General features: G+C 37.4%; 16 protein-coding genes and 1 pseudogene. 11 read left to right on the top strand and 6 right to left on the bottom strand.

Going from position 1 to position 24,609, the window contains the following annotated elements; genetic code table 11:
• Positions 1–89: 89 nt before the first annotated feature.
• Positions 90–1,082 (bottom strand): UDP-3-O-(3-hydroxymyristoyl)glucosamine N-acyltransferase, encoded by a 993-nt coding sequence (gene lpxD / locus QZ289_RS00280; protein ID WP_295697828.1) that lies wholly within the window; start codon positions 1,080–1,082, stop codon positions 90–92.
• Between the two features lie 140 nt (positions 1,083–1,222).
• On the opposite strand from lpxD, the gene QZ289_RS00275 reads away from it, so the two are divergent.
• From QZ289_RS00275 to QZ289_RS00250, 6 genes and pseudogenes are all read left to right on the top strand, one after another.
• Positions 1,223–3,364 carry a saccharopine dehydrogenase family protein gene (locus tag QZ289_RS00275; protein WP_295697827.1) on the top strand — a complete coding sequence of 714 codons (2,142 nt, stop codon included), beginning with the start codon at positions 1,223–1,225 and terminating at the stop codon, positions 3,362–3,364.
• 52 nt (positions 3,365–3,416) lie between these two features.
• Positions 3,417–6,291, top strand: a pseudogene (locus QZ289_RS00270) (DEAD/DEAH box helicase family protein).
• Positions 6,278–7,081, top strand: a complete 804-nt coding sequence (locus QZ289_RS00265) for a hypothetical protein (RefSeq protein WP_295697824.1) — start codon at positions 6,278–6,280, stop codon at positions 7,079–7,081. Before QZ289_RS00270 ends, QZ289_RS00265 begins: the two are co-directional and overlap by 14 nt.
• The gene (locus tag QZ289_RS00260) at positions 7,030–8,286 is read left to right on the top strand and encodes a site-specific DNA-methyltransferase (RefSeq protein ID WP_295697821.1); all 1,257 of its coding nucleotides are present in this window, start codon (positions 7,030–7,032) and stop codon (positions 8,284–8,286) included. The genes QZ289_RS00265 and QZ289_RS00260 overlap by 52 nt, the downstream gene beginning before the upstream one ends.
• A gap of 78 nt (positions 8,287–8,364) precedes the next feature.
• Positions 8,365–8,508: a hypothetical protein gene (locus QZ289_RS00255; protein WP_295697819.1), complete on the top strand. Its 144-nt coding sequence runs from the start codon at positions 8,365–8,367 to the stop codon at positions 8,506–8,508.
• A gap of 191 nt (positions 8,509–8,699) precedes the next feature.
• On the top strand, positions 8,700–9,257 hold the full coding sequence (locus QZ289_RS00250) for an alpha/beta hydrolase (protein ID WP_295697816.1): 558 nt from the start codon (positions 8,700–8,702) through the stop codon (positions 9,255–9,257).
• A gap of 89 nt (positions 9,258–9,346) precedes the next feature.
• On the opposite strand, the gene putP is transcribed toward QZ289_RS00250, so the two are convergent.
• Together putP and QZ289_RS00240 are read right to left on the bottom strand one after the other, a co-directional pair.
• On the bottom strand, positions 9,347–10,822 hold the full coding sequence (putP, locus tag QZ289_RS00245; protein ID WP_295697813.1) for a sodium/proline symporter PutP: 1,476 nt from the start codon (positions 10,820–10,822) through the stop codon (positions 9,347–9,349).
• Positions 10,803–14,339: a proline dehydrogenase family protein gene (locus QZ289_RS00240; RefSeq protein WP_295697810.1), complete on the bottom strand. Its 3,537-nt coding sequence runs from the start codon at positions 14,337–14,339 to the stop codon at positions 10,803–10,805. The genes putP and QZ289_RS00240 overlap by 20 nt, the downstream gene beginning before the upstream one ends.
• Positions 14,340–14,600: 261 nt before the next feature.
• On the opposite strand from QZ289_RS00240, the gene QZ289_RS00235 reads away from it, so the two are divergent.
• Positions 14,601–15,881 carry a sugar transporter gene (locus tag QZ289_RS00235; RefSeq protein ID WP_295697807.1) on the top strand — a complete coding sequence of 427 codons (1,281 nt, stop codon included), beginning with the start codon at positions 14,601–14,603 and terminating at the stop codon, positions 15,879–15,881.
• Positions 15,882–16,045: 164 nt separating this feature from the next.
• Here QZ289_RS00235 and QZ289_RS00230 read toward each other — a convergent pair whose 3' ends face one another.
• Genes QZ289_RS00230 through QZ289_RS00220 form a run of 3 tightly spaced genes read right to left on the bottom strand, consistent with a single transcriptional unit; the run spans position 16,046 to position 18,053 of the window.
• Positions 16,046–16,894, bottom strand: a complete 849-nt coding sequence (locus QZ289_RS00230; RefSeq protein WP_295697804.1) for a prephenate dehydrogenase — start codon at positions 16,892–16,894, stop codon at positions 16,046–16,048.
• Entirely contained in the window at positions 16,891–17,625 is a 735-nt protein-coding gene (locus tag QZ289_RS00225; RefSeq protein WP_295697801.1) for a 16S rRNA (uracil(1498)-N(3))-methyltransferase, read from the bottom strand. The genes QZ289_RS00230 and QZ289_RS00225 overlap by 4 nt, the downstream gene beginning before the upstream one ends.
• Positions 17,625–18,053, bottom strand: coding sequence for a hypothetical protein (locus tag QZ289_RS00220; protein WP_295697798.1), 429 nt, complete (start codon positions 18,051–18,053; stop codon positions 17,625–17,627). The genes QZ289_RS00225 and QZ289_RS00220 overlap by 1 nt, the downstream gene beginning before the upstream one ends.
• 79 nt (positions 18,054–18,132) lie before the next feature.
• On the opposite strand from QZ289_RS00220, the gene hemH reads away from it, so the two are divergent.
• From hemH to QZ289_RS00200, 4 genes are read left to right on the top strand one after another with little or no spacing between them, the layout of a single operon-like run.
• On the top strand, positions 18,133–19,083 hold the full coding sequence (hemH, locus tag QZ289_RS00215) for a ferrochelatase (protein WP_295698147.1): 951 nt from the start codon (positions 18,133–18,135) through the stop codon (positions 19,081–19,083).
• Positions 19,084–19,686: a thioredoxin fold domain-containing protein gene (locus QZ289_RS00210; RefSeq protein ID WP_295697796.1), complete on the top strand. Its 603-nt coding sequence runs from the start codon at positions 19,084–19,086 to the stop codon at positions 19,684–19,686.
• On the top strand, positions 19,686–22,529 hold the full coding sequence (gene ccsA / locus QZ289_RS00205) for a cytochrome c biogenesis protein CcsA (RefSeq protein ID WP_295697794.1): 2,844 nt from the start codon (positions 19,686–19,688) through the stop codon (positions 22,527–22,529). The genes QZ289_RS00210 and ccsA overlap by 1 nt, the downstream gene beginning before the upstream one ends.
• A gap of 21 nt (positions 22,530–22,550) precedes the next feature.
• Positions 22,551–24,596 carry a hypothetical protein gene (locus tag QZ289_RS00200; protein WP_295697792.1) on the top strand — a complete coding sequence of 682 codons (2,046 nt, stop codon included), beginning with the start codon at positions 22,551–22,553 and terminating at the stop codon, positions 24,594–24,596.
• Positions 24,597–24,609: the final 13 nt, after the last annotated feature.

Genomic DNA, 24,609 nt, shown 5'->3' with positions numbered 1-24,609 from the left:
TCTGCTGGTTGTTTGGAAACTTTTATAGAATCTTGGCTAAAAAGCTCTAGTTTGTAGCTTGAGTCTTGTTAAGATATGTTGAAGGTATATCATTTTTCCTTCATTTTAGGGCTTTTCTTTACCATTCTGCGTAAAGAGACAAAGAATTTTATCCACTCATCAAGCTCCATAAGCGGATGTCCGCCCCATTTAGTATGTGGCGGGAGATTTTTACCTACGGCCCCACGTCCTGCTATTTGCACGAAATCGCCGATATGTATATGTCCGCCTGTCCCTGCTTGTCCGCCCATAACGACATTGCGTCCGGTGGTGGTAGAGCCAGCCAAGCCCACTTGTGAAACTAAAATGCTGTGTTCTCCCACTACGCAGTTATGCCCGATTTGCACGAGATTATCGATTTTTACGCCTTGCTTAATGCGTGTTTCCCCAAACACAGCTCTATCGATAGTGTTATTCGCCCCAATTTCCACATCATCTTCTATCACCACACGTCCGTTATGCTCGATTTTGATATGTCTGCCATCATTTGTATGCGCGTAACCAAAGCCATCACAGCCTATCACGCTCCCCGCGTGGATATTCACACGATTGCCAATAAGACTATCACAGTAGATAACAACATTTGGATAAATTTTGCAAGATTCCCCAATGCGGACATTCGCGCCAATCACTACCCCGGGCATAATCACACTGCCCTCACCAATACTCACATTCTCTCCAATATGTACGTTTGGGGCGATTTGCACACTCTTTGCGATTTGATTTTGTGTAGAACTCTCAAGTGCGAAGCAGGGCTGTGCAAATAGCGCTGAAAGCAGTGCAAAAGCTAAATGAGGATTTTCTACCACTAAGGGCTGTATATGTGCAGGGATTTTTTCAAGTAGATTTTGCCGTATGAGCACCGCCCCCGCCTTAGAATCTGCAAGTGAAGTGATATATTTATCTTGGTCAATATAGCTTATTTGCGAAGATGAGGCAGATTCTAAAGGGGCGATACCGCTTAGCTCAAAGTCATTTGTAATTGCATTTTGCAATGTGAGATAGCCCTCAAAAGCTTGTGAAATAGCACAGGAGAGTAACATAAGCAGCCTTTTTAAATAAAATGTTCAATCATAGCATATTTGATTTATGAATCCGTAATACCCCTTTTGTGTAAGGATTATGCAGCGATGATATAGAATAAAATGTTACAATAATGTGAATGGTTACTAAAGGAGTGCGTATGGGTAAAGGAAATGTAGGCAAGGTAGTGCTACAAATTGGGGCAGGTGGTGTAGGTGGTGTGGTAGCCCATAAAATGGCGATGAATAGAGATGTATTTTCACGCATTATTTTAGCCTCACGCACGATTTCTAAATGTCAGGCGATAGCGGATTCTATTAAGGCTAAGGGCTTGGGGGAAATCGAGGTAGATTTTGTTGATGCAGATAGCGTAGAAACTCTAGTGGCATTGATAGAAAAATACAAGCCCTATTTGGTGGTGAATGTCGCTCTGCCCTATCAGGATTTAGCCATTATGGAAGCGTGCTTAAGGACAAAAACGCATTATTTAGATACTGCAAACTATGAGCACCCCGATAATGCACATTTTGAATACAAAGAGCAATGGGCGTATGATACCCGCTACAAGAGAGCGGGGATTTACGCGCTTTTAGGCAGTGGCTTTGACCCGGGCGTAACTAATATCTTTTGTGCCTATGCGCAGAAGCATTATTTTGATGAGATTCATAGCATTGATATACTTGATTGCAATGCAGGAGACCACGGCTATGCGTTTGCGACAAATTTTAATCCGGAGATTAATTTGAGGGAGGTGAGTTCAAAAGCAAGATATTGGGTGAGAGATTCAGGGCATTCAGCTTGGGGCAATCATTCCGCAGATGTTGGCACATTTTCAAGGGATATCGCAGACTCTATGTCTAGCTCACCCTTGAAAAGTGCCAAAAGCTACGAAAGCACCACCACCAATCTTAGAACGCAAGAAAGTAGGGCAGAATCTCATGCGGATTCTATAAACACACAGAATCTAACAACGCGGCAAGGGCGAAGTATTTTTGATGAAAAATCGGGGTTGTGCAGAAGCGAACAAGGAAATAAGACTAAAACGTCTATTGACGAAGTGAGCGACAAACTCCGCGATTTTTCGCAAAAAGACAAGCCCATAGAAGCCACACATTCTCTTGTCTCTCCTACTGACCTCGCCCTCAATCCTGACTTAAAGCAAGATAGCATTTATCGCAAATTTGAGCGAGAGGAGAAGCATTTTAGATTAGAAAGCAATACGCAGGATTTGAAGGTGGAATCTTACTTTGGGGGGCAGTGGCGAGACATCGCACCCCTAGCATTGATGAAAGAGTGGGAATACCCAGAAGTAGGTGTGAAAAACTCTTACCTCCTCTACCACGAGGAGCTAGAATCTTTAATAAGAAACATTAAGGGCTTAAGGCAAATCCGCTTTTTTATGACCTTTGGAGAGAGCTATCTCACGCATATGAAATGCCTTGAAAACATCGGCTTTTTGAGGGTTGATGAGGTGGAGCATAAGGGGCAAAAGATTGTGCCAATAGAAGTGCTAAAGACGCTTTTACCCGACCCTGCAAGTCTAGCCTCTCGCACTAAAGGGCAGACACACATTGGCTGCTATATGAAAGGGTTGAAAGACGGCAAAGAGCGCACAATCTATATTTATAATATTTGCGAACACGAGAAATGCTACGCCGAAGTGAATGCGCAGGGTGTGAGCTATACCACAGGCGTGCCGGCGATGATTGGGGCGAAACTCATTTGCGAAGGTAAATGGGGAGTTGGGGCAAATTCAGTTTGTAGCGACTTTTTGGGGAGTGCAGCGGACGCTTCATTGCGGAGTATGTCTAATACGCCTCATTCGCTTACCTCGCACAACCCCAAAAATTCATCTGCAACCTTAGAATTTGCAGATTCTAAAATCCAAATGCGTTTGGAGGCAAACAAGGATATGCCAAAAGGTGGGGAATATCAAGGAATTGATAATGCGCTAGAGTTGCAAAATGGAAACAATAAGAATTGTGTGGAAGTGGCAAGTAGTGATAGAAATTCTAAGATTTTAGATGATAAATCAAATACTATTGCGGCAGCGTCTTTGAGGAATTTTAGTGGTTGTCAAGCTCGAAATGAGGGAGTTACCAAAGCGGTAATGACCGAAATTGAGAGCGAAGACTCCGCTAAAATTACCAAAGAGGCAACGCAAGGTGCGGGTGTGTGGAATATGGAGCAAAACAACCCTGATCCATTTATGCAAGAGCTAAACAAGCAAGGGCTTCCTTATGTCGTGCTAGAAATAGAATCCAATGGAGAATCTAAAGTCTTAGAAGATGGGAGAAAATAATTTTTTGAGAGGCGATACCCTAATACAAATACTCTAACATAATGGAGGTAAAATGATTTTTGAAAAGCAAGACTACCAGCAGCATTGTATTGATAATATTAAAAGCATATTGGTACATTATGATTTTAAGACTCATAGCAATCTCAAGCAATGTTTGCAGGAGTTTTATAATATGTCTAATTCGTCTCATTTACCGTCTAAGAAAAATATAAGCGATAATTTAAATATCGATATTCTTATGGAGACAGGCACGGGCAAGACTTTTACTTATCTTAATTTGATTTTTGAACTTCACAAAAGTTTTCAGCAAAATAAATTCATTCTCTTTGTCCCACGCAAGGCGATTTTAGAATCTATCAAGCAAAATATACAGCTTACAAAAGATTATTTTTATATCCAATATTAAAAGCATATCAAAACATATTTTTATACAGGGCGAGAATCTCAAAGTGCAATTATCAGTCAATATATCAAAAATACAGATGAGCTAAGCCTCCTTGTTTTAACCAATAGTGCGATTGATAAAGATAGTAATATTTTAAATAGGGCAAATGAGGGCTTGTTTAATACCAAGAGCATTTTTGAAAATATTATCGCCCTTAATCCCATTAGCATTATTGATGAGCCGCATTTGCTAAAAGGCGAGGCTTTCAAGCAAAACTTTAATAAGCTTAAAAGCTTATATTTCCGCTTTGGAGCGACTTTTCCTAAAGAGAAGACAGATGAATTGAGTAATATGGCATATTGTTTAGATTTTATGAGTGCATTTAGACAATATCTTGTTAAGCAAATAAGGGTTAATAATGCCAGCACAAAAGCCACGGGCTTAAGGCTTAAAAGTGCTAATAAAAAAGGAGCAATTTTTATCTATAATAATAGCGATATAGAGCAAGAGATTATCCTTAAAAAAGGCGACGACTGTGGTAAAATCGGCTTGAATGGCATAGAGATAATGAATATAGAATCTAATAAAGTGTATTTAAGCAATAAGCAAATCATAGAAAAAGAAAATGCCCTAAGTCAAGAAGAGATTTCTAGGATTCTAAAAATTGCTATTGATTTGCATTTTGAAAAAAATATCAAAGCGTTAAGCTTATTTTTTATCCCAAATATTGCAGATTTTCGAGGTGATAAAGCATTTATCAAAGATGAATTTGAAGCATTATACAAAGCAAAAAGAAAAGAGATTCTAAAGCAGGATTTACCCAAATCTTATAGAGAATATCTAACAAAAGATTTTGATGAAAGTGGCAATTTACGCGTTCATCAAGGCTATTTTAGCGGCGATGCAAAACTTTCTTCCAAAGACAGCAAAAATCAGGACAACCAAGAAGCCGCCGATATAGCATTGATTCTAAAAGATAAAGAGAAGCTATTATCCTTTGATACTTCTTTGAGATTTATCTTTAGTGTTTGGGCATTGCAGGAGGGCTGGGATAATCCTAATGTTTTTACTCTTGTGAAATTAGCCTCCACAGATAAAGAGACAAGCATTCATCAGCAAGTAGGGCGAGGCTTGAGACTATGCGTAAATAGCACAGGCAAAAGAATCACACATAGATATTTTAATTATGATGATAATGCCTTTTATGATATAAATTACCTTGATATTGTAGTCAGTGCTAGAGAATCTGGCTTTATAGACACATTGCAAAAAGAAGTCAATGATTTAAGCTTTGAATGCAATAATGAAAACATAGAAGGAGTTTTTCGCAAAATTTGGTCTTAATAAAAGCCAAGCCTCACGCATTTTAATACGTCTTGAAGATGAAAAGATGATAGCATTTAATGAGACACAGAATAATTACACGATTCTAAAGCCGCTTGATGAGTTTTTGCGTAATGATGAGCGATGTAAAGAGCTTTTAGGCATTAAATTTACAGAGATTTTAAACGCCCTCAAAGCCACAGAGAATAAACATAAGCAAATTATTAATGCCTCTCTCCCCTCTAAAAAAGTAAAAATAAAGCAAGATTTAGCCAAAGATTTTAAAGAGCTATGGGATTTAGTCAATAAAAAGGCAAAGATTGTCTATAAAAATATCCAGCACAAACAACTCATTGATGATATAGCCAATGCCTTTAGGGCAAACAAGATAGCAAAAGAGCATATCATTTATGAAAAAAAGATGTTTAACACCCAAACAAACACGATACAAACATTGCAAACCAAGACACTAGAAGACATCTCTTATGAAGCAGAAATAACCAAAGACATACACAATCGACTATTAGACTTTGTTAAAGAGACACAGCTACCCTTATCTTTCTTAATCCAAGTGTATAATAAGCTTGATAAAACATATTTCTACAATTCCCCTTTTAAAGCTTTTGAAAGCCTCAAAACCTGCATAAAAGAGAGCATTCATACAAATCTTCTCCAAAGCATAGATTATGACTTTTCTTGCAATATTTTTTCATCAAATTATTATAGCCTCATTGATAAAAATGGCAATATAAAAGATTCCATAGATATGCAAAAGCTAGGACATTATAGAGAGCAAGGACAAACGCCCGATAATTATCTCTATGAAGATATTATCTGTGATTCCAATATAGAAAAAGCTATTATAGAAGAACGTCATACAAAGCTAGAGCATTCAACCCTCAAAGTCTTTGCCAAACTTCCCAAGCTTAGCATTCCCACACCATATAAAAACTATGAGCCAGATTTTGCCTATTTTTTAGAAAATAGCAATGGTAAAAAAATCTTTTTTATTTGCGAGAGTAAGGGCTATGATACATATAGCGATATACCCAAAAAAGAGCAGCAAAAAATCGATTATGCAAAAGTCTTTTTTGACAAACTTCAGCAAGAATTAAAAGAGAGTAATATACAAATTATATTTGAAACTAGAATCAACAAACAAGCACTTTTAGAAGTCCTAAAAGAAGCACTGCAAAGGAGAGAAAATGCTAAATCATAATGACAAATCCGCACTTCAAGCACAAGGCATAAATATCATCGATAGCACGGATTCTAAAGAGCATTTTAAGGAGCAATTCAAAGCATTTTTACAGCATAATGCCAAAGAAGTATTAAAAGAAAATCACATTGATTTGAAAGCCTTAAGCTATCTTTTGGGTATAGATGAGAATCTAGCCAATATGCAAGGCTATGAGCTAACGTTCACGGGTAAGGGCTTAGCAAATGCTTTGTATAATACCCCTTGCCAAAAGGAGCTAAAACATAAAGAAACATTTTATGATTCTAGCAATACTAATGCTTGTCATTCTGACAATACTAACTCTTGCGATTCTAGCGACATTAACTTTTATCATTCTAAAGAAGTGAAAGAAACACCTTGTCATTCTGAAGAAGCGAAAGCGACTGAAGAATCTCAAAAAGAGACTTCCCATCTCACTCAAAATGACAAAAGCAATCTCGCCCAAAACAGCATTATCATAGGCGATAATTTAGACGCACTCAAAATCTTAAAATCCGCGTATAGCCAAAAAATCAAAATGATTTATATCGACCCGCCCTATAACACAGGGAAAGATGACTTTATCTACCCCGATGATTTCAGGGCAGATTATAAAGAGATTCTAAAAGAAGTAGGACTATTAGAAATCAACGAAAATGGAGAGGCAATAGAATCTCAAACATTAAAGTTTTTAAATCCATTACAAGCAGTCGCTCTCATAGCGGGTGGCTTAGCTTTATGCTGCCTCGCCTCAAACTCGCAAGAGATTTACTCAAAGATGATGGCGTGATTTTCATTAGCATTGATGATAACGAACAAGCAAATTTAAAATTACTCTGTGATGAAATTTTCGGGGAGGAGAATTTTGTAGCGTGTTTAATGTGGCGAAAAATAGAGGAAAATGCTTCATCTGGAGGAACGATGAAGCAAACAAAAACTTTTAGAAAAGACCACGAATATATTTTATGTTATGCTAAAACACAGGGTGAATTCTTAACAAAGAAATATATGGAGTTGCCAAATTTTGAGGGAAATTATAAAAACTTAGATAATGACCCAAGAGGTGCATTTAAAGCTGGTTCAATAAGTATGAAAGGCAATAAAAAATCTGCAAAATATTATGAAGTAACAACACCAAGTGGTAAAAAATATGCTAGAGTTTGGAGAATCACAAAAGATGAATTTGACGAGTTGGACCAAGACAACAGAATCTACTACGGCAAGAAGCAAGATTCTGTGCCACAAATTAAAATATTTTTAAATGAGGAAAGACCCGTTACGCCAAAAACTATTTTTGAAAATTTAGGAAGTGCTTACGAAGCTTCTGAAAACTTAAAAAAGATGTTTCAAATCCCAATAGATAATGAACCTATTTTTGATAGCCCTAAACCAGTTGAACTTATTAAACGGATCTTAGAAGTCTCTACCTCTCCAAATCCTGCCAATAATGCCCTAGATTCTGCGGGGGGGGGGGGGGATTACAAGCCTCATAGCTTAAATGTTAGTCATTGCGAGGCACGAAGTAACGAAGCAATCCAAGATTCTAAAGAATGGATTGCCACGAATGCTACGCATTCTCGCAATGACAAGGGAGGAGATTCTAAGGCGGAAGGGGATATTGTTTTAGACTTCTTTGCTAGCAGTGGCACCACCGCCCAAGCCGTTATGGAGCTAAATGCAGAAGATGGCGGCAATCGTCAGTTTATCCTAGTCCAACTTGATGAAAAAATAGATGAAGCAAAATCCAAAACCGCCTATGATTTTTGTAAAAATGAGCTAGGAAGTAAAAATCCTGCAATAAGCGATATTACGATTGAGCGCGTAAAACGTGCCGCACAAAAAATCAAAAATACCCAAGATTCAAGTACAGAATCTAGCTTTTGCGTATATAGTTTAGAATCTAAGCCCGAAATCATAAATAAAGAGGGACATTTGCACTTAAAAATGAGTAATTCTCTCACACCATTTGATAAAGCACGAAATCTCGCCTTGTAAAGTGGCAAAACGTTAGATAAGCCTTTAAAAGCAATCATAGAATCTAGGCTCTATAAATGCGAGGATTGCTATTATATTGTGAATTATGAGAAGTCTCTCTTAGCATATTTGCAAAAGGCAGAGAATGTGTTTGTCTTTATCAGTGCTTATGAGGAGATAGCCCTAGAGGATTTTTTAAATCTTGAAGTGTCCTCAAAAGAGCGACTATACGTTGTGTATTAGATTATCTTTATGGGTGCGTTACTCATTTTGTAAAGCATAAGCCAGCATAATATTTCACAATAGGCAGCCTAAAGCATTTCGCCACACCTTTTAGCCTTTTGCTCTCCATTTAACACAAATAACAACAAACTTATATTATGATTTACACAGCTATTTAAGGCATAATCCGCTACAAGCACCAAAGGAGCAAAATGCAAGTTTATATCACGCACGGCTTTGAAGCCTATCCGCAAAAGCATTGGTTTATGTGGCTTAAAAATGAGTTAGCCAAAAAAGGCATTTCTACCACTATCCCCGCTATGCCCAATGCGGACAATCCTGCCCCGAATGAGTGGCTTGCCACCCTGCAACAAGAAGCCCAAAATATCAATACGCATAGCTATTTTATCGGGCATAGCCTTGGCTGCATTGCGACTTTAAATTTTCTTAATACCCTGCCAGATTCTACACGTATTGGCGGAACTATCTTGATTTCGGGCTTTGATACGCCTTTAAGCATTTACCCACAGCTTAATGCCTTTATTGATGGGAAGCTAAATTATGACAAGCTTTGCGCCTTAACGACTAATCGCCTTGTGATTTCCGCACGTAATGATACTATTGTGCCTTCGCATTTAAGCCACACTCTAGCACAAAATCTTAAAGCCACATTTGTGCAAACCCACACAGGAGGGCACTTTATGCAAGATGATGGATTTACAAGCTTCCCGCTATTGCTACATTATCTTAATTACTTTCTTGATTATTGAGAATCTTGTATAAAGATTTTCTTATTCCCTCAAAATAAAAAACAAATGCAAAATTTTGATTAAAGCTGACTTTTAATTAGCCTTTATCATTAAAGATTTTTAAGCATAGTTTCATAGGCTGCTTTCGTTCCCGGACGTACCTTAGTCATTAAACTTGCTACAATAATCACAATACTTGCACATAAAAAGCCCGGCACTATCTCATAAATTTCAAGATAGCTTGAAAGGAAATTCTTATACACCACCACTACAATAGCTCCAGTAACCATACCTAAAATCGCGGCTATTCTGGTCATTCTACTCCAAAATAAAGAAAAAAGCATCACCGAGCCAAAGCTTGCTCCAAATCCAGCCCAAGCATAAGAAACAATACTTAAAACGCTTGAATTTTTATCAGTAGAAATTAAAAAAGCCACGACAGCAACAAGCAATACCCCAAGCCTTCCAAGTCTCATCACGGCAAGTGAGCTTGCTTCTTTGCTAAAAATCCTGCGGTAAAAATCCTCAGCTATGGTTGAACTAGATACCAAAAGTTGAGAACTAGCAGTGCTCATAATGGCCGCAAGTATAGCTGAAAGCAAAATACCAGCCACCCAAGGATCAAATAAAAGCTGACTCATCACAATAAAAATCTTTTCAGGATCGCTTAAACTTAAATCAAATTTATCCACATAAGCTATGCCTAAAACACCTATAAAACAAGAGCCAATAAGTGAAATAGCCATCCAAGAAATGCCTATAAAAGTCGCATTTGGAATTTCTTTAGTTGAACGTATGGACATAAAACGAACCAAAATATGAGGCTGTCCAAAATAACCAAGTCCCCACGCAAGGGCTGATATGATAGCAAGAGCTGAAACACCTTCCCCCATAGAAAGAGCCTCTGGCTTTATTTGTGCAACAATTTCCATAGCCTCAGAAAAACCGCCCAAGTGATTAAGCATAGTAATCGGGACAATAATTAAAGCCCCCATCATCAAAAGCCCTTGTATTAAATCAGTCCAACACACTGCCTTATAGCCACCTAAAAAAGTATAAGCAACGATGATAAGAGTACCAGTAATAAGAGCGTATTCATATTGAAGTCCAAAGGTGCTTTCAAAAAGCTTAGCCCCGCTTACAAGCCCTGAGCTGACATAAAAAGTAAAAAAGACTAAAATCACAAGAGCACACACTACTCTTAATATATGCTTATCATCATCAAATCTTGTTTCAAAATAATCAGGTATAGTAATGCTATTAGCTATCACACTAGTATAAATTCTAAGTCTTTTCGCCACAAAGCTCCAGTTCAAAAAAGCCCCTATAGTCAGTCCTATAGCTATATAACTTTCTATAAAACCGCTTACATACAAAGCACCCGGCAAACCAAGCAAAAGCCAACCACTCATATCGCTTGCTCCAGCACTCAAAGCTGAAATAACAGGACCTAAAGAACGTCCGCCTAAAAAATAATCCTCAGTATTTTTATTTTTAGTAAAAAAATAAAAACCTATAAAAAGCATTAAGGCTGAATATGTTATAAAGGTTATAGCAATTTCAGTGTTAATCTTTACAATTTCCATCTCTTTTCCTTGTTTTTAAAATTCTCGCACCTAAATTTCCATATCTATGATATGAAATGCTTAAAGATTTTTCATTAAAATAATACAAAAGCTCAAAACGTCCATTAATTAATGGTTTATCCCGTTTAATAATCTTACTGTGTAAGGCTGCTTGCTGATAAATCAAATCCTTTCTATCTGCTTTGGCATAATAAAAGATTCTTTCATATTGAGCCAAATTTTGAGCAAATTCTTCTTTATTTTCTTTTTTGCATTCAAAATCAAAATTTAAATTTTGAAGTTCTTGTTGTATAAATTCTATTTTATCATTGTCTGTATAACTTAAAACGGCTTTTATACCCGTAAATTTACTGATAATAAGACTTGACAAAATATCGCTTAAGTCATCATCTTTACTTATTCTTAAAGCAAAATTCTTTATAGGCTTGTAAGAGAAAAAATTATCCTCTCCTCTAATTTGAACATAATCCTTATTTTGCATAAATTCATTTTCATAATGATATAAATAGCTTTGAGCCATTAAAGCTGCTTTTTGAAGCTCTTGTTTGAAATATGAATTTGATTTTAAACTCAGTTCATTTAAAGCTTCACTCAATTCACTTTGTAAAACCTTTTCATCAGATTCAAGTTGAGTGATATTTAAAAACTGAGTGACATAATTATAAATTCCAACCTTTCTTCCAAAGCCTATGGCTGATTTTTTCACCCCTCCAAAAGGCTGGCGAAGCACTATAGCTCCTGTTGTTGGCTTGTTAATATAAATATTTCCAGCTTCTATATGAGTGTGAAAATATTCCCATTCCCTTTCATCTAAGCTTTCAAGTCCAGCAGTAAGTCCATATCCTGTAGAATTAGCTATATCAATGGCTTCTTGTAAATTTTCAGCTCTCATCACAGTGAGCACAGGGGCAAAAAGTTCATTCATATGAGTGAAATCTCCTTTTTTTGTCCCATATTTTATAGCTGGAGTCATTAAATGCTCGTTTTCATCTATAAATTTAGCTTCTAAAACCCAATACTCATAAGGAGCAAGTTCATTTAAAGCCTTTAAAAGTTTGGCACTTGGTTTATCAGCTAAGGCAGCAAGCTTATTTTTAAATTCAAAAGCTGAGCCCACAGCTAAAGATGAAGCTGCATCAACAAGGCATTTTTTGAAATCTTCATCTTCATACACTTCTTTTTCGAGTATAAGCAAAGAAGTGGCTGAACATTTTTGCCCTGAATTTGAAAAAGCTGAATGCACAATATTTTTAACCGCTTGGTCTTTATCTGCCATTTTAGTGACTATAGTAGCATTTTTACCACCTGTTTCAGCACTAAGCCATAAAGTAGGATTTGTTTTTAACAAGGCATAAGCTGTATCTTCTCCTCCTGTTAAAATACAAGCTTTAAGTTCATCTGTATTGATAAGGTATTTTGATACATCACTGCCTTTAGCGGGTAAAAACATCAGTCTATTTTTACTAATACCTGCGTCCCAAAAACATTTACAAAGCTCATAAGCTGTAAGTATAGATAAAGATGAGGGCTTGTAAATGACGATATTGCCACTAGCTAAAAGTGAAGCTATGCTTCCAGCTGAAATACCTATAGGAAAGTTCCAAGGGCTTATTACTAAACTTAAGCCCTTTGAAGTGAATATAGTTTTAGGATTTTCTTTTTGAAGTTTGCTTAAAGAATGAGGATAAAATTCTAAAAAATCAATAGCCTCGCTTACTTCAGGGTCAAGCTCTAAAAAAGTTTTTCCCACTTCAAGAGCGGCTATGCCTATTAAATCACCTCTTCTTTCTCTTAAAAGTTGAGCTGTTTTGGCTAGGATTTTATGCAAATGTTCAAAACTTAAATTTTCATTTGTATTTTGAGCCAGTTCTAAAGCTTGTTTTATTTCTTTTTGTGAGGCTAAATAAATATGAGCTATATTTTCATTATAAATTTTATCCCTTTGTTCTTTTTTTTCTAAAGCATTTTGGGTAAAATCAAGCTCTCCTATCACAGGATAAATTTCTAAAGATCTTAAATTTTGATATTTAGCCAGAATTGTTTGAGCCCAAGCCCTGTTTTGAGCTAAAATAAAATCAGTATCAGGCTCATTTTTAAATACTCCTGTTTCATATGAACTTGCTGTCTTTGGAGTGTTGTTTCTGTCTTGAATCCTGTGAGTGTGATTATCAAGATTTTTGATACCTTTAAGCGAGGCTAAAAAAAGTTCTTTTTGAGCATTCCAAGCTTCATCACCAACCTTAAGAGCGAAAAAATATCTCATAAAATTATCCTCACTGGTATTTTCATCAAGCCTACGCACTAAATAAGCTATAGCGTTATTAAAATGCTTTTCATCACAAACCGGGGCATAAAGTATTAAATTGTGCATTTTTGAAAGCTCTAAAGAACATTGCATACTCATACCCTCAAGCTGCTCAAAGGTAAAACTTTCAAGGGCATTAGCTTTTTTTATTCTCACATAAGCATAAGCAATTTCAAAAATATTATGACTGGCTATGCCTATGTTAATGTATTTATAATTATCTGATTCTAAGATAAAATCAAGCATTTTGTTATAATTGCTATCTGTATCTATTTTTTTGTTAAAAGTAGGCAAAGCCCAAGCTTTTTGATTTGAAATTAATTCTTCTGCTTCCATATTAGCCCCCTTAACAAAGCGGATTTTAATAGGCTTCATTCCCTTTAAAACCCTTTCCTTTGAGAAGGCAAAAAGCTTTTTAAGATATTCATAAGAATCAGGCAAATACGCTTGTAGAACTATACCAGCTTTAATATCAAATTTAGCAATGCTTTCCATAAAAGCAGCCACTGTAAGTTCTAAGTCTTTAAATTCTTCCATATCAAGATTAATAAATTTAGGCTGATTTTGTCTTTTTTCCTCATCTAGGGCTAAAGAATAAAGTTGGTCAAGTCTTTTAACTACTTCTTCTTTAGAATAATCAAAATCTATAATATTAATTTGAGAAAAAATAGTGGTAATTTTTATGGATATATAAGTAATATAATCACTTTTTATAGCCTTTTCGTATTTTCTGATGCGATATTTGCTTTCAAGTTCGCCTAAAACCTCTTCACCTATCAAATTCACATTTAAAGTGATATTATGATTTTGCTTTCTGTTTAGTATATGAGCTTTTAAACTTGTTTCATTTGCATCTAAAACCATAGTTTTAGTGTCATTTCTTAAGTGTTGTATAAAAAATGGTACACTTAATTTTGGAGCAAATTTGCCAAGATTTAAAAAAGCAAAAAGTAAAAATTTCTCAAAAAGAGTGAAAAAATCAGCTACGCCGTATTTTTTTAAAGAATAATGTATAAATTCAAAACTAGTTCGAGCCTCTTTTGAGCGAAATGAACGGTCAAGTAATTCAATAAGCATAACCTTGGCTTTAGGGTCATTTAAAAGTTTTTGCATTTTATGGTGAAAAGCTTTTTCCCTTAAGCTTATGTTTGAGTTAATTTTTTCTTGTAAGTTTTCAGCAAGCTTAAGACTTTCTTCTACAAGTTCTTGCATATTTTTCTCCGTGTTCTATTTTAAAGTTTAGAATCATTATTACACAAAAAAACAAAAACTTTTATTAAAGAAAAATTCATAATTTTGTTTTTATGTTTTTCAAAAATAGAGATTCTATATATCCTTTGCTGTTGCACTACGTGTTGCATATTAGACTTAATTCATTGCCTATGATAAATGCTATAGATTGTGATTTAATAGCTATAATTTTAGCCTCTCAAAAAACCAACAAGTAGCATACGATTCTAAGGAGAGTGATTTATGTCAAAAGATATGAACAAACCCGTAGAATGCCACACTAAAGGGCAAAATCCATCCTGCAGCGCCACCAATTCACATACCACAGATTCAAACGCCAAAAAACCGCTTCCTGCTAAAGAGGGCATTCCTTATCTCGCCCTCCTCTCTTTAGCCTTTGCTGTCTTTGTCTTTAATACTTCTGAATTTGTGCCTATCGGGCTACTAAGCCTTATCGCAAGTGATTTTAATATGAGCGAATCTGGAGCGGGTATGCTTATCACAATGTATGCGTGGGTGGTCGCCCTTGTTTCATTGCCGCTTATGCTGCTGCTCTCAAATATCGAGCTAAAAAGACTTATGCTACTTGTGATTAGCCTCTTTGTGCTAAGTCATATCATCTCTGCATTATCGCAAAATTATGTAATGCTTATGCTCTCTCGTATCGGTGTGGCGTGTGCTCACGCTGTATTTTGGTCGATTGCCTCGCCTATGGCGGTGCGTCTTGTGCCTAAAAATAAGCAAAGCATTGCTCTAAGCTTTATCATCACAGGCGGTGCGATTGCTATTATCTTAGGGCTTCCTTTGGGGCGAGTGATAGGGCTTAGTCTTGGCTGGAGAGCGAGCTTTTTAAGCATTGGGGGCGTGGCATTACTCACAGGGCTACTGCTGTGGCGTGTGTTCCCTAAGTTGCCTAACACAGATTTTATATCGCTTGATATGTTGCCTAAAATGCTTAAAAATAAAAGCCTCATTGCCATTTATGGTATCACGGCGGTTTTGGTTACCGCACATTTTAGCGCGTATAGCTATATTGAGCCGTTTTTGCTGCAGATAGCGCATTTTAGCGAGGAGGGCATTACTTTTACATTGGTGGCATTTGGGGCGATTGGCATTGTGGGGAGTGTGATTTTTGCGAAGTTTTATGAGGGGAGGGCTAGTCTCTTTGTGGGGATTGCGTTATTTGGAATCTGTGGGAGCTTATTTTTACTGCATTTTGGGGCGATTCATACATATTTAATCCTGTTTATTTGTATCTTTTGGGGGCTTGTCATTACGCTCTTTAATCTTAGCTTTCAATCACAAGTGATTTTCCTCTCTCCTCAAGGCACGGCGATTGCGATGTCTATTTATTCAGGGATTTATAATGTTGGCATAGGGAGTGGTGCGTTGATTGGAGGATTGGTGAGCGACTGGCTTAATGTAGGGTATGTGGGATATTTTGGCGGGGCTATCGCCCTGCTTGTGTGTGGATTTTACATCAAGCGCATAGTGTGGAGTAGTGCAAAATCTGCTACAAAGTAGTGTGACTTGCCTTATATTAAGCTATGTCTAAGAGTCTAAGTATCCAACAAACAATGTTTTGAAGGGCTTGTATCAAAGAAAGTTTTTGCAAAGCAGCAATACTGCATAAATATGGAGTGAATATTGATAGGGTAGCTTCTCGTTTTTAAATGAAAAAAGCAGGGCTATAAAAATTTATGCAGCATATTTGCCTGCGCCATAAACGCCTCTAAACCCTCCCAATCCTCATTTTCTAGTAATATCCTTGCTTCTTCAAACTTATCTTGAAAATAAGCCATCGCCTGAAGTACATTGTCTTTGTTTTGCTTAAAGACATCTTTCCACATCAGTGGCGAACTCTTAGAAATTCTACTCATCGAGCGGAATCCCCCGCCCACAAGCGCTAGAATCGTTTGTGGGTCTTCTTGTGCAAGGGTGGCATTTGCGAGGGCATAACTCATAATATGAGGCATATGTGATATAAGCGCAATATGCTTATCGTGCTCCTGTGCGGACATTTTGAGAATCTTCATACCAATGCTAATAAAAATATCCTTTGCTACTTCGACTTGATATGCTCCGCTTTGCTCCACATCTGTCAAAATCACAATATTGTTTTTATACAGCTCTGCTAATGCCGCACTAGGACCAAAAAACTCCGTCCCACACATCGGGTGCGCTCCTACAAAATATGTCCTTAGCCATTCGGGAATACTTTTTAGAATCTCCACCTTTGCTCCGCCCACATCAATAAGCGTGATTTGCGGGTGTATCATATCAGGTGTGAGGGATTGGATAATCTCTATAATCCCGCCAAGAGGCACACTCAAAAACACTACATCGCATTGCCATATTTCATTTAATGCGACACATTCATCAATAAGCCCGAGATTTAAGGCTTGCTGTGCGTGGAGAGGATTATTATCATAGCCCACGATTCTATTAATATATCGCTGCTGAATCTGCCCTATGTCTTTTAAAGCCAAGCCCATAGAGCCACCCATAAGCCCTAAACCAATAATGCCAATTTTCATTTACTCCCCCTTGTATTGATACTCTGCCATATTTTTGCCATACTTGCTAAAAACACACAAGCACTTTCACTGCGCAAAATAAGTCTATCACGTAAAGTTATGATTTGTGCAAATTGCACCCTTTCTTTTGGGCTAAAGCCCCCCTCAGGTCCTACCATAATGCGTAAAGGTGGCATATATTGCGTTTTGTTGTTTGTATTATGCAAACTTTCAAGCACATTCCATTCACAGATATCCTCTCCTTCAAAATCAAAGGCATAAAAGGGTGCATATCGCGCACATACCTCATCAAATCCCCTGTACAGTTCTAAAGACATCAAATCTCCCCTCCCGCATTGTTGTGAGGATTGAATGCAGATTCTGCGCATTCTCTCTAAAGAGGGCATAAATTGCCTTTGTGAATATTCCGCATAAAAAAAGCTAATGCCCCCCACGTTTAATTCATTAAGCATAGGGAGCGTTTTTTCAATGATTTTTGGCTCGATAATCGCCCATAATAAATGCAAAGAAGCCCTGATATGCGGCACTTTCTCACTATTGAGTAAAGATAAAAGCATATCACGTTTTTGTATTTGCATAATTTTATAAGTATGCAAATATTCATCGTGCAAATTGCGCACCTTAACCACATCTCCTGTTTTGCAACGGCGCACTTTAGCTAAATGAGTAAATTCCTCTCCGCTTACGCATAAAAGTGCCTCTCCTGCATTATTATGGTGTAAAAACTGCATTACACAAGCCATACAAGCAAAATAAAGAAAAGCAAATCAAGCCCATAGAGAAATTTGCAAAATTTCACATAGCTTTGCATAGCAGCAAAGCTCGTGCGTTTAGCAACTTTGAGAATCTTTATACGGAAAAGCTCTCCCACAAACACAAAAATACAAAATGTTATCATAGCAATAAGCGGGAGACTAAGCTTAATATCTCCAAACACCCACAGATTCACGCCACTTAGCACACTTACAGAAAGTAAAAAGAATGTAATAGGTGCAATAAACCATATCTTTTTATTCATACGCACAAGATTCTTTGAGGCAAAAAAGAGCGTGAGGAGGTTTAAAACAAAGGGCAATGCAAAAAAATAAGCAAAGATTTTATGATAAAGCAAAAGGCTTATAAAAGTCTCCTGCAAACTGAGCGAATCAAAATCTTGCATAGCTTCTCCTTGATGATGATTAACTTTAGTAGTTTATTATCACTTAAAATTTTTAACCCTAAGTTTAAAAGGATTCCCCATTAAATCAGAGGCTGTTGTTTTACTCAATATGGGCGCACCAAATAGTATTTTTGAGATAGAAAACTTTTTAAAAAATATGTTTAATGACCCTTTGATTTTGGGAATCAAAAATGATTTTATGCGTAAAATGTTAGCGAGTTTTATCGTTAATAAACGTCTTGAGGATACAAAAAAAAATTATCAAGCTATCGGTGGCAAGTCTCCACTTACCGCCCATACGCTTAATCTTGTCAATAAGCTTAATGCTAAAGATTCTAAGCGATTTTATACTTATGCTATGCGCTATACTCCGCCATTTGCCTATAATGTGCTAGAGGACATACAAAAACAGGGTATTCAATCGCTTATCCTTTTTAGCCTCTACCCGCAATTTTCCAGCTCTACGATTCACTCTTCCTTGCTTGATGCGAAAGCCGCATTGGAAAATCTTGCCTTTACCCCGATATTGCGCGAAATCTCATATTATCATACACATAGTGGCTATATTGATTGTATCGTGCGGAGCGTGGATGAAGCACTCAATGGAGATAGGGCGGAGGAGTTTGTGCTGCTTCTTTCTGCCCATAGCCTTCCACAAGCAAGAATCAAAGAGGGCGACCCATATCAGCAGCATTGCGAGGAAAATCTCAAAGCCCTAGAATCTGCCCTTCATCAAAAAGACATACATTTTGAGAAAATCGATTTAGTCTATCAGTCTAAAGCCACACCTGTAAAATGGCTAAGTCCCAGCACAAAAGAGGGTATCACAAAATATAAAAAGCATAAAATGATACTCTTTCCGCTTTCTTTTAGCTTGGATAATTCGGAGACGGAATTTGAGCTAAAGATTCTTTATGCCAATCTTGCTAAAAGTTTAGGAGTTCCAGAATATCGCGTATGCAGCTGCTTTAATGATAGTGAGCATTTCGTCGATACTATTATGAATATTATTGAAGAACAAGGAGAATAAATGAGACGTATTACAATATATGCCATGGGTGGCATTATGGGCTTATTTTTATGGGCTTGTAGCGAGGAGCAGGAGGTGAAAATCTCCACAGGAGCAAAAAATGCAGATGAGATTCTTAAACAAGCTGAAAGTGTAGATAGGGCGAGTTATGCGGGATTAGAGGATGTATTTTTAGATACTAAACATCTCTATACAAACAAAGATGACAAACTCACGCTTTTTATTTTTGCAAGAAATAACTGCTTTTATTGCGATAAATTAAAAGGTGATATTGCGCAAAATTCCCAGCTGAAGCAAACACTTCAAGAGCGCTTCTTGCCTTATTATATCAATTCTAGCTACACGAAAAAGCATATCCTCTATAGAGGTGAGGATACCCAAAGCTTTAATACCCACCAGCTTATAGAATCCTATGTTAAATCTCCTTTGCGTCCCACACCTACACTTGTGTTTGTAGATACGCAAGGCAAGAGTATTTATGAGCTGCCCGGCTACCTCCCTAGCGAATCTATGATTAAAATCTTAGATTATATGGCAAGTGGTAAATGGAAAGGTAAAGACGTTAAACAAATCAATAATGAGATAAGAGAGGAATTGCTCTAATGAGTATTATTAAAAGCCTGTTTTGCTCTATGAAAGTGGTGCTTGTGCTAATGGCTATATATGCTATTGCCTGCGGGATAGCGACATTTATTGAAAAGTTTGATGGCACATTGGCAGCGCGGTATTATGTATATAATGCCTTTTGGTTTGAAATGTTGCATTTGTGGCTTTTGCTTTCCCTTATTGGTTGCTTGATCACTTCAAAAGCGTGGGAGAGGAAGAGATATGCCTCTTTACTTTTGCATACCTCTTTTATTGTGATTATTATTGGGGCGGGGATTACACGGCATTTTGGCTTTGAGGGGCTTATGAGTATAAGAGAGGGGGAAAGTGCAAATACCATTAGCACAAGTGAGCATTATATCTTCATCCAAGTAGTAAATTCACAGGGCGATACACAATATGCGAAGATTCCCACTTTTATAGATGATAAAATCAATAGCCATATCAAACGTACGATTGATTTTTTTGACAAGCCCTTAAAGCTTGAAACAGGCGAACTTATGAAGGATAATGTCCCTAATGGTATCTTTTTGCTCAATGCTGATATGAATTTTTTAGACAAGGATTTTCATATAATGCTTGTAAGAGATGGCGATGAAGCCCCTAAAAAAGAGGGTATTACAATACGTGAAATAGATGGATATAAGGTTTATTTTGCGTGGGGTGTCGATCATATTCCACTTCCTTTCAAAATTACGCTTAAAAATTTTGAGCTTGAGCGCTATCCAGGGTCAAACTCCCCTGCCTCGTATGCCTCACAAGTAGAAGTGCTTGATGGAGATAGGCCACCTATGCCTTTTAGAATCTTTATGAATAATGTGCTTGATTATGGCGGTTATCGCTTTTTCCAATCCTCTTATCACCAAGATGAGGGCGGCACAATTCTCTCTGTGAATAATGACCCGGGCAAAAATCCTACTTATATCGGCTATACTATGCTCATCATCGGTGTGATATGGCTGCTTTTTGATAAAAACGGACGTTTTGCTATGCTAGGGAGATTCTTAAAAACACAGCAATTTTTTGCCTTTGTCCTATGTGTTGTTCTAGCTTTACTCACATTGCCTCAAAATACCTATGCTATGCCAAATATTGCCGCCACGCACGAAATAGATAGTACGCATACTGCTACTCAAGAGACAAAGAATATGCTACATTTACAGGATATTCCTACGATGATAAAGGCTTTGCAGGATTCAACCCCACTTACTCAAGAATTTAACAAAGTCCTTGTGCAAGACTTTGGCGGACGCACAAAGCCACTCCACACGCTTACAAATGATTACATTCATAAAATCACACAAAAAAATACCTTTTTAGGCTTAAATCCTACACAAATCTTTTTAGGTATGATTTTTTATCCGCAAGAGTGGCAAAGTGTGCAAATGATAGTGACTAAAAGCCCCAAACTAAGGCAGATTCTAGGTGTTGATGAAAATCAAAAGTATATTGCTTTTAATGACGTTTTTGCTGATGGGCAGTATGTTTTGCAAAATTATGTAGAAGAGGCTAATCGTAAGGATCCTGCCCTACGTGATACCTTTGAAAAAGATGTGATTAGCGTAGATGAGCGCATTAACGTAGCATTTCTCATTTACACCGGGCAGGTGCTTAGAATCTTCCCCGATAGTAAAGTAGAAAACAATCAATGGCTCTATCCACTTGAAGCCATTAGCTCTGCAGTAGCAGCAGCCGATACGGTGAGGGCAACGCAGCTTTTACATATTTATAAAGATTTCGCAGAAGGTGTGGAAAATGGATTAGCAAATAATCAATGGGAGCAAGCCATAAAAGCCGTGCAGGAAATGCGCTCCTATCAGCAGCAATATGGTGAAAATACGCTTATATCTGATGCGAAAGTGGATTCTGAAATCTTGCTCAATACCTACAATCCCTTTCACCAGCTCATATATCCTTATATCTTTATAAGCATTATATTTTTCATTGTCGTACTAAGCGGGATTCTCACTAATAAGCCTATGAGAGCACTCGTGCATAAAGTATTTTATGCCCTCTTGTTTGCATTATTTGTGATTCACACTTGTGCATTAGCTTTGCGGTGGTATGTGAGCGGACACGCTCCTTGGAGCAACGCCTATGAATCAATGCTTTATATTGCGTGGGCAGCTATCCTCTCTGGGGTGATATGCTTTAGACGCTCAAATCTCGCATTATGCGCGGCGAGTTTTCTTTCGGGTATTACACTTTTTGTCGCACATCTTGGTTCTATGGACCCACAGATTGGGAATCTTGTCCCTGTGCTGAAATCCTATTGGCTCAATATCCACGTATCCGTGATTACTGCAAGTTATGGATTCTTAGGATTATGTTTTATGCTAGGGCTTATCACGCTTGTGATGTTTGTCTTAAGGGCTTCAAAGATTAACTTCTCCTCGCAAGTGAAGGCAAATATTGATAATTCTATTCTATCGCTAAGTGCGCTTAATGAAATGGGTATGATTCTAGGGCTATTTTTACTCACAGTGGGGAATTTCCTCGGTGGGATTTGGGCAAATGAATCTTGGGGGCGATATTGGGGCTGGGATTCTAAAGAAACTTGGGCGCTTATTAGCATAGGTGTGTATGCGATTATTTTGCATTTGCGCTTTGTCTTTAAGTATAATCTCCCCTTTATTCTCGCTACTGCTTCTGTGGTAGGCTTTTTCTCAATCCTTATGACATATTTTGGGGTGAATTTTTATCTCTCCGGTATGCACAGCTATGCTGCAGGCGAGGCTGTACCTGTGCCATTGTGGGTAAAAATTATGGTGGCTTTAATCTTTGTGCTTATACTTGGGGCAAGTAGAGGTAGACAGCTTGAAATGCCTAAAATTTCTTAAATCGCTTTAATGGAGGACAAAATGAAAAAAATACTTTTGTGGATACTTGGTATCTTTCTAGCACTCATAGTACTGATTCTTGGAGTGCTTTTCACACCTCCGGGTAATGCGTTGGTAAAGAGTATCATTCAAGGACAAGTGGACAATTATGCGCCTATCAAGCTTGATGTGGAGAAATTCTCTCTAGGATTTTCAAGCATAGATGTGCTTATCACGCATAATGATAAGATTCTCATTACGCTTAATGGAGATTTCTCCCTCTTTTCCCAAACACTTGATTTGATATTCAAAGTTGATGCGAGGGATATTTCTCCGCTAGGGGAACTTGTGGATACGCCATTGCAGGGTGCATTTATCATTAATACCACGCTTAAAGGCACGCTCAATCGCCTTGAAATTCACACTATAAGTGATATTGCAAAATCTTTTACTGATATTGCGCTGCTTTTAGAGGATTATTCACCTACTTCTATTAAGGCACATATCAAAGACTTGCAAATTAGAGAAGCTCTTGCTATGGGTGGCATGAAGCCTTATGCAAGTGGGGCACTTAATCTTGAAGCAGATATCAAAGGCGATGCGGAGATGAATTTTAATGGTAATGCGCTTTTGGGTGTTGCGCAAGGCTTGGTTGATAGCGCATTAATTAAAAAAGATTTTGAAATTGATGTGCCAAAGACCACATTTGTGATTACACTCAATGCCCTCTTTGATATGGATAAACTTAATCACGACCTTAGTTTCAATGCCAATATTGGCAATATCCACTCTCAAGGGCAAACGCTCATTAATGAACTTACCACGCAAACAACCTATGATGTGAGCCTAAGCGATTTATCTGCTTTCACGCCTTTGGTAGGAATGCCTATACGAGGAGCTTTTAGCACAAAAGGTAAAGTTAAGGGTGGAATGGAATCTTTAGTGATAAATGGTAGCTCGGACGTGGCAAACTCTACTACCACCTATACTGCCACACTTGAAGAACTCGCACCTAAGACTGCTGAAGCACATATTAAAAATTTACGTCTAGATACGCTTTTATGGATGATATATATGCCACGCTATGCGACTATGAATTTGAATTTAGATTCGGTAGTGAGCGATTTGGACGCGGGGATTTCTACGACAACAGCCCTCACGCTCTCTGGCACGACTAATAACGCCGTAATGAAAAAGGAGATGGACTTAGATATGCCTAATACCAAATTCACGCTTAAATCTAATATAGGGCTTGATAAGGGCGTAGGGGAGGCAAATACGACTTTAGATTCTGATATAGCACAGGTAAAACTTGCAAAAACAAGTATTAATCTTAATGATATGATATTTTCTGCTCCTTATGAAGCCACTATCCCTAATCTCAAAAAGCTTAAATTTGCTACTGGTGTGGAACTTGCCGGGGATTTCAAAGCCACAGGTATAGCTAAACTCGCAGAGAACCTCTATGCAGATTTTTATACACAATCGCTCGGGGGCAATATAGATGCTGTGCTTGATGGCAATAAACTCACCGCTTCATTAAAAGATGTCAATACCTTAAAACTTTTCAAAATCGTGCAACTCCCTGAAGTCTTTAGCTCGGATATGAATGGGGATTTAAACTATGATACCTTAACAGAAAAAGGCACGCTCAAAGCTGTTCTTAGCAATGGCAAACTGATGCCTAATCAAGTAACAGATTTGACTGCTAAATACCTAAAGACGGATATTACAAAAGAAAGCTATGAAAATGCGGGGTTAAATGCGGTGATTGATAAAAATATCATCACTACTGATATTGGCTTAAAAAGTGCTAATACTACTATTGCCGCACAAGGAGCGAGTATTGACACAGATAAAGGCACGATTAATGCTGATGTAAAATTTCAAATCAAAGATAAATATATTTATCTCAAAGCTCGCAATAGCCTCTCCTCACCCACTATTAGCATTGATGCAAATGAGCTGATTAAGGCTGAAGCGAGTAAGGCAATCACTCAAGGTGCAGAACAAGCCATTGATAAATATATTAAAGATGATAGGGTAAAAGAAGGAGCGCAAAAATTGCTTAATAATCTTTTTAAATAAGATTTTTGATATA

It is taken from the genome of uncultured Helicobacter sp. (genome assembly GCF_910577135.1).
Classification (GTDB): domain Bacteria; phylum Campylobacterota; class Campylobacteria; order Campylobacterales; family Helicobacteraceae; genus Helicobacter_C; species Helicobacter_C mastomyrinus.
Note: the sequence above shows the minus strand (reverse complement) of the source record. Positions and strands in the feature narration are given on the sequence as shown.

Bases quoted from the DNA above. Each gene is read 5' to 3' on its own strand.
- lpxD (WP_295697828.1), bottom strand. From the start codon at position 1,082: ATGTTACTCTCCTGTGCTATTTCACAAGCTTTTGAGGGCTATCTCACA.
- QZ289_RS00275 (WP_295697827.1), top strand. From the start codon at position 1,223: ATGGGTAAAGGAAATGTAGGCAAGGTAGTGCTACAAATTGGGGCAGGT.
- QZ289_RS00265 (WP_295697824.1), top strand. From the start codon at position 6,278: ATGCTAAATCATAATGACAAATCCGCACTTCAAGCACAAGGCATAAAT.
- QZ289_RS00260 (WP_295697821.1), top strand. From the start codon at position 7,030: ATGCTGCCTCGCCTCAAACTCGCAAGAGATTTACTCAAAGATGATGGC.
- QZ289_RS00250 (WP_295697816.1), top strand. From the start codon at position 8,700: ATGCAAGTTTATATCACGCACGGCTTTGAAGCCTATCCGCAAAAGCAT.
- putP (WP_295697813.1), bottom strand. From the start codon at position 10,822: ATGGAAATTGTAAAGATTAACACTGAAATTGCTATAACCTTTATAACA.
- QZ289_RS00240 (WP_295697810.1), bottom strand. From the start codon at position 14,339: ATGCAAGAACTTGTAGAAGAAAGTCTTAAGCTTGCTGAAAACTTACAA.
- QZ289_RS00235 (WP_295697807.1), top strand. From the start codon at position 14,601: ATGTCAAAAGATATGAACAAACCCGTAGAATGCCACACTAAAGGGCAA.
- QZ289_RS00230 (WP_295697804.1), bottom strand. From the start codon at position 16,894: ATGAAAATTGGCATTATTGGTTTAGGGCTTATGGGTGGCTCTATGGGC.
- QZ289_RS00225 (WP_295697801.1), bottom strand. From the start codon at position 17,625: ATGCAGTTTTTACACCATAATAATGCAGGAGAGGCACTTTTATGCGTA.
- QZ289_RS00220 (WP_295697798.1), bottom strand. From the start codon at position 18,053: ATGCAAGATTTTGATTCGCTCAGTTTGCAGGAGACTTTTATAAGCCTT.
- QZ289_RS00210 (WP_295697796.1), top strand. From the start codon at position 19,084: ATGAGACGTATTACAATATATGCCATGGGTGGCATTATGGGCTTATTT.
- ccsA (WP_295697794.1), top strand. From the start codon at position 19,686: ATGAGTATTATTAAAAGCCTGTTTTGCTCTATGAAAGTGGTGCTTGTG.
- QZ289_RS00200 (WP_295697792.1), top strand. From the start codon at position 22,551: ATGAAAAAAATACTTTTGTGGATACTTGGTATCTTTCTAGCACTCATA.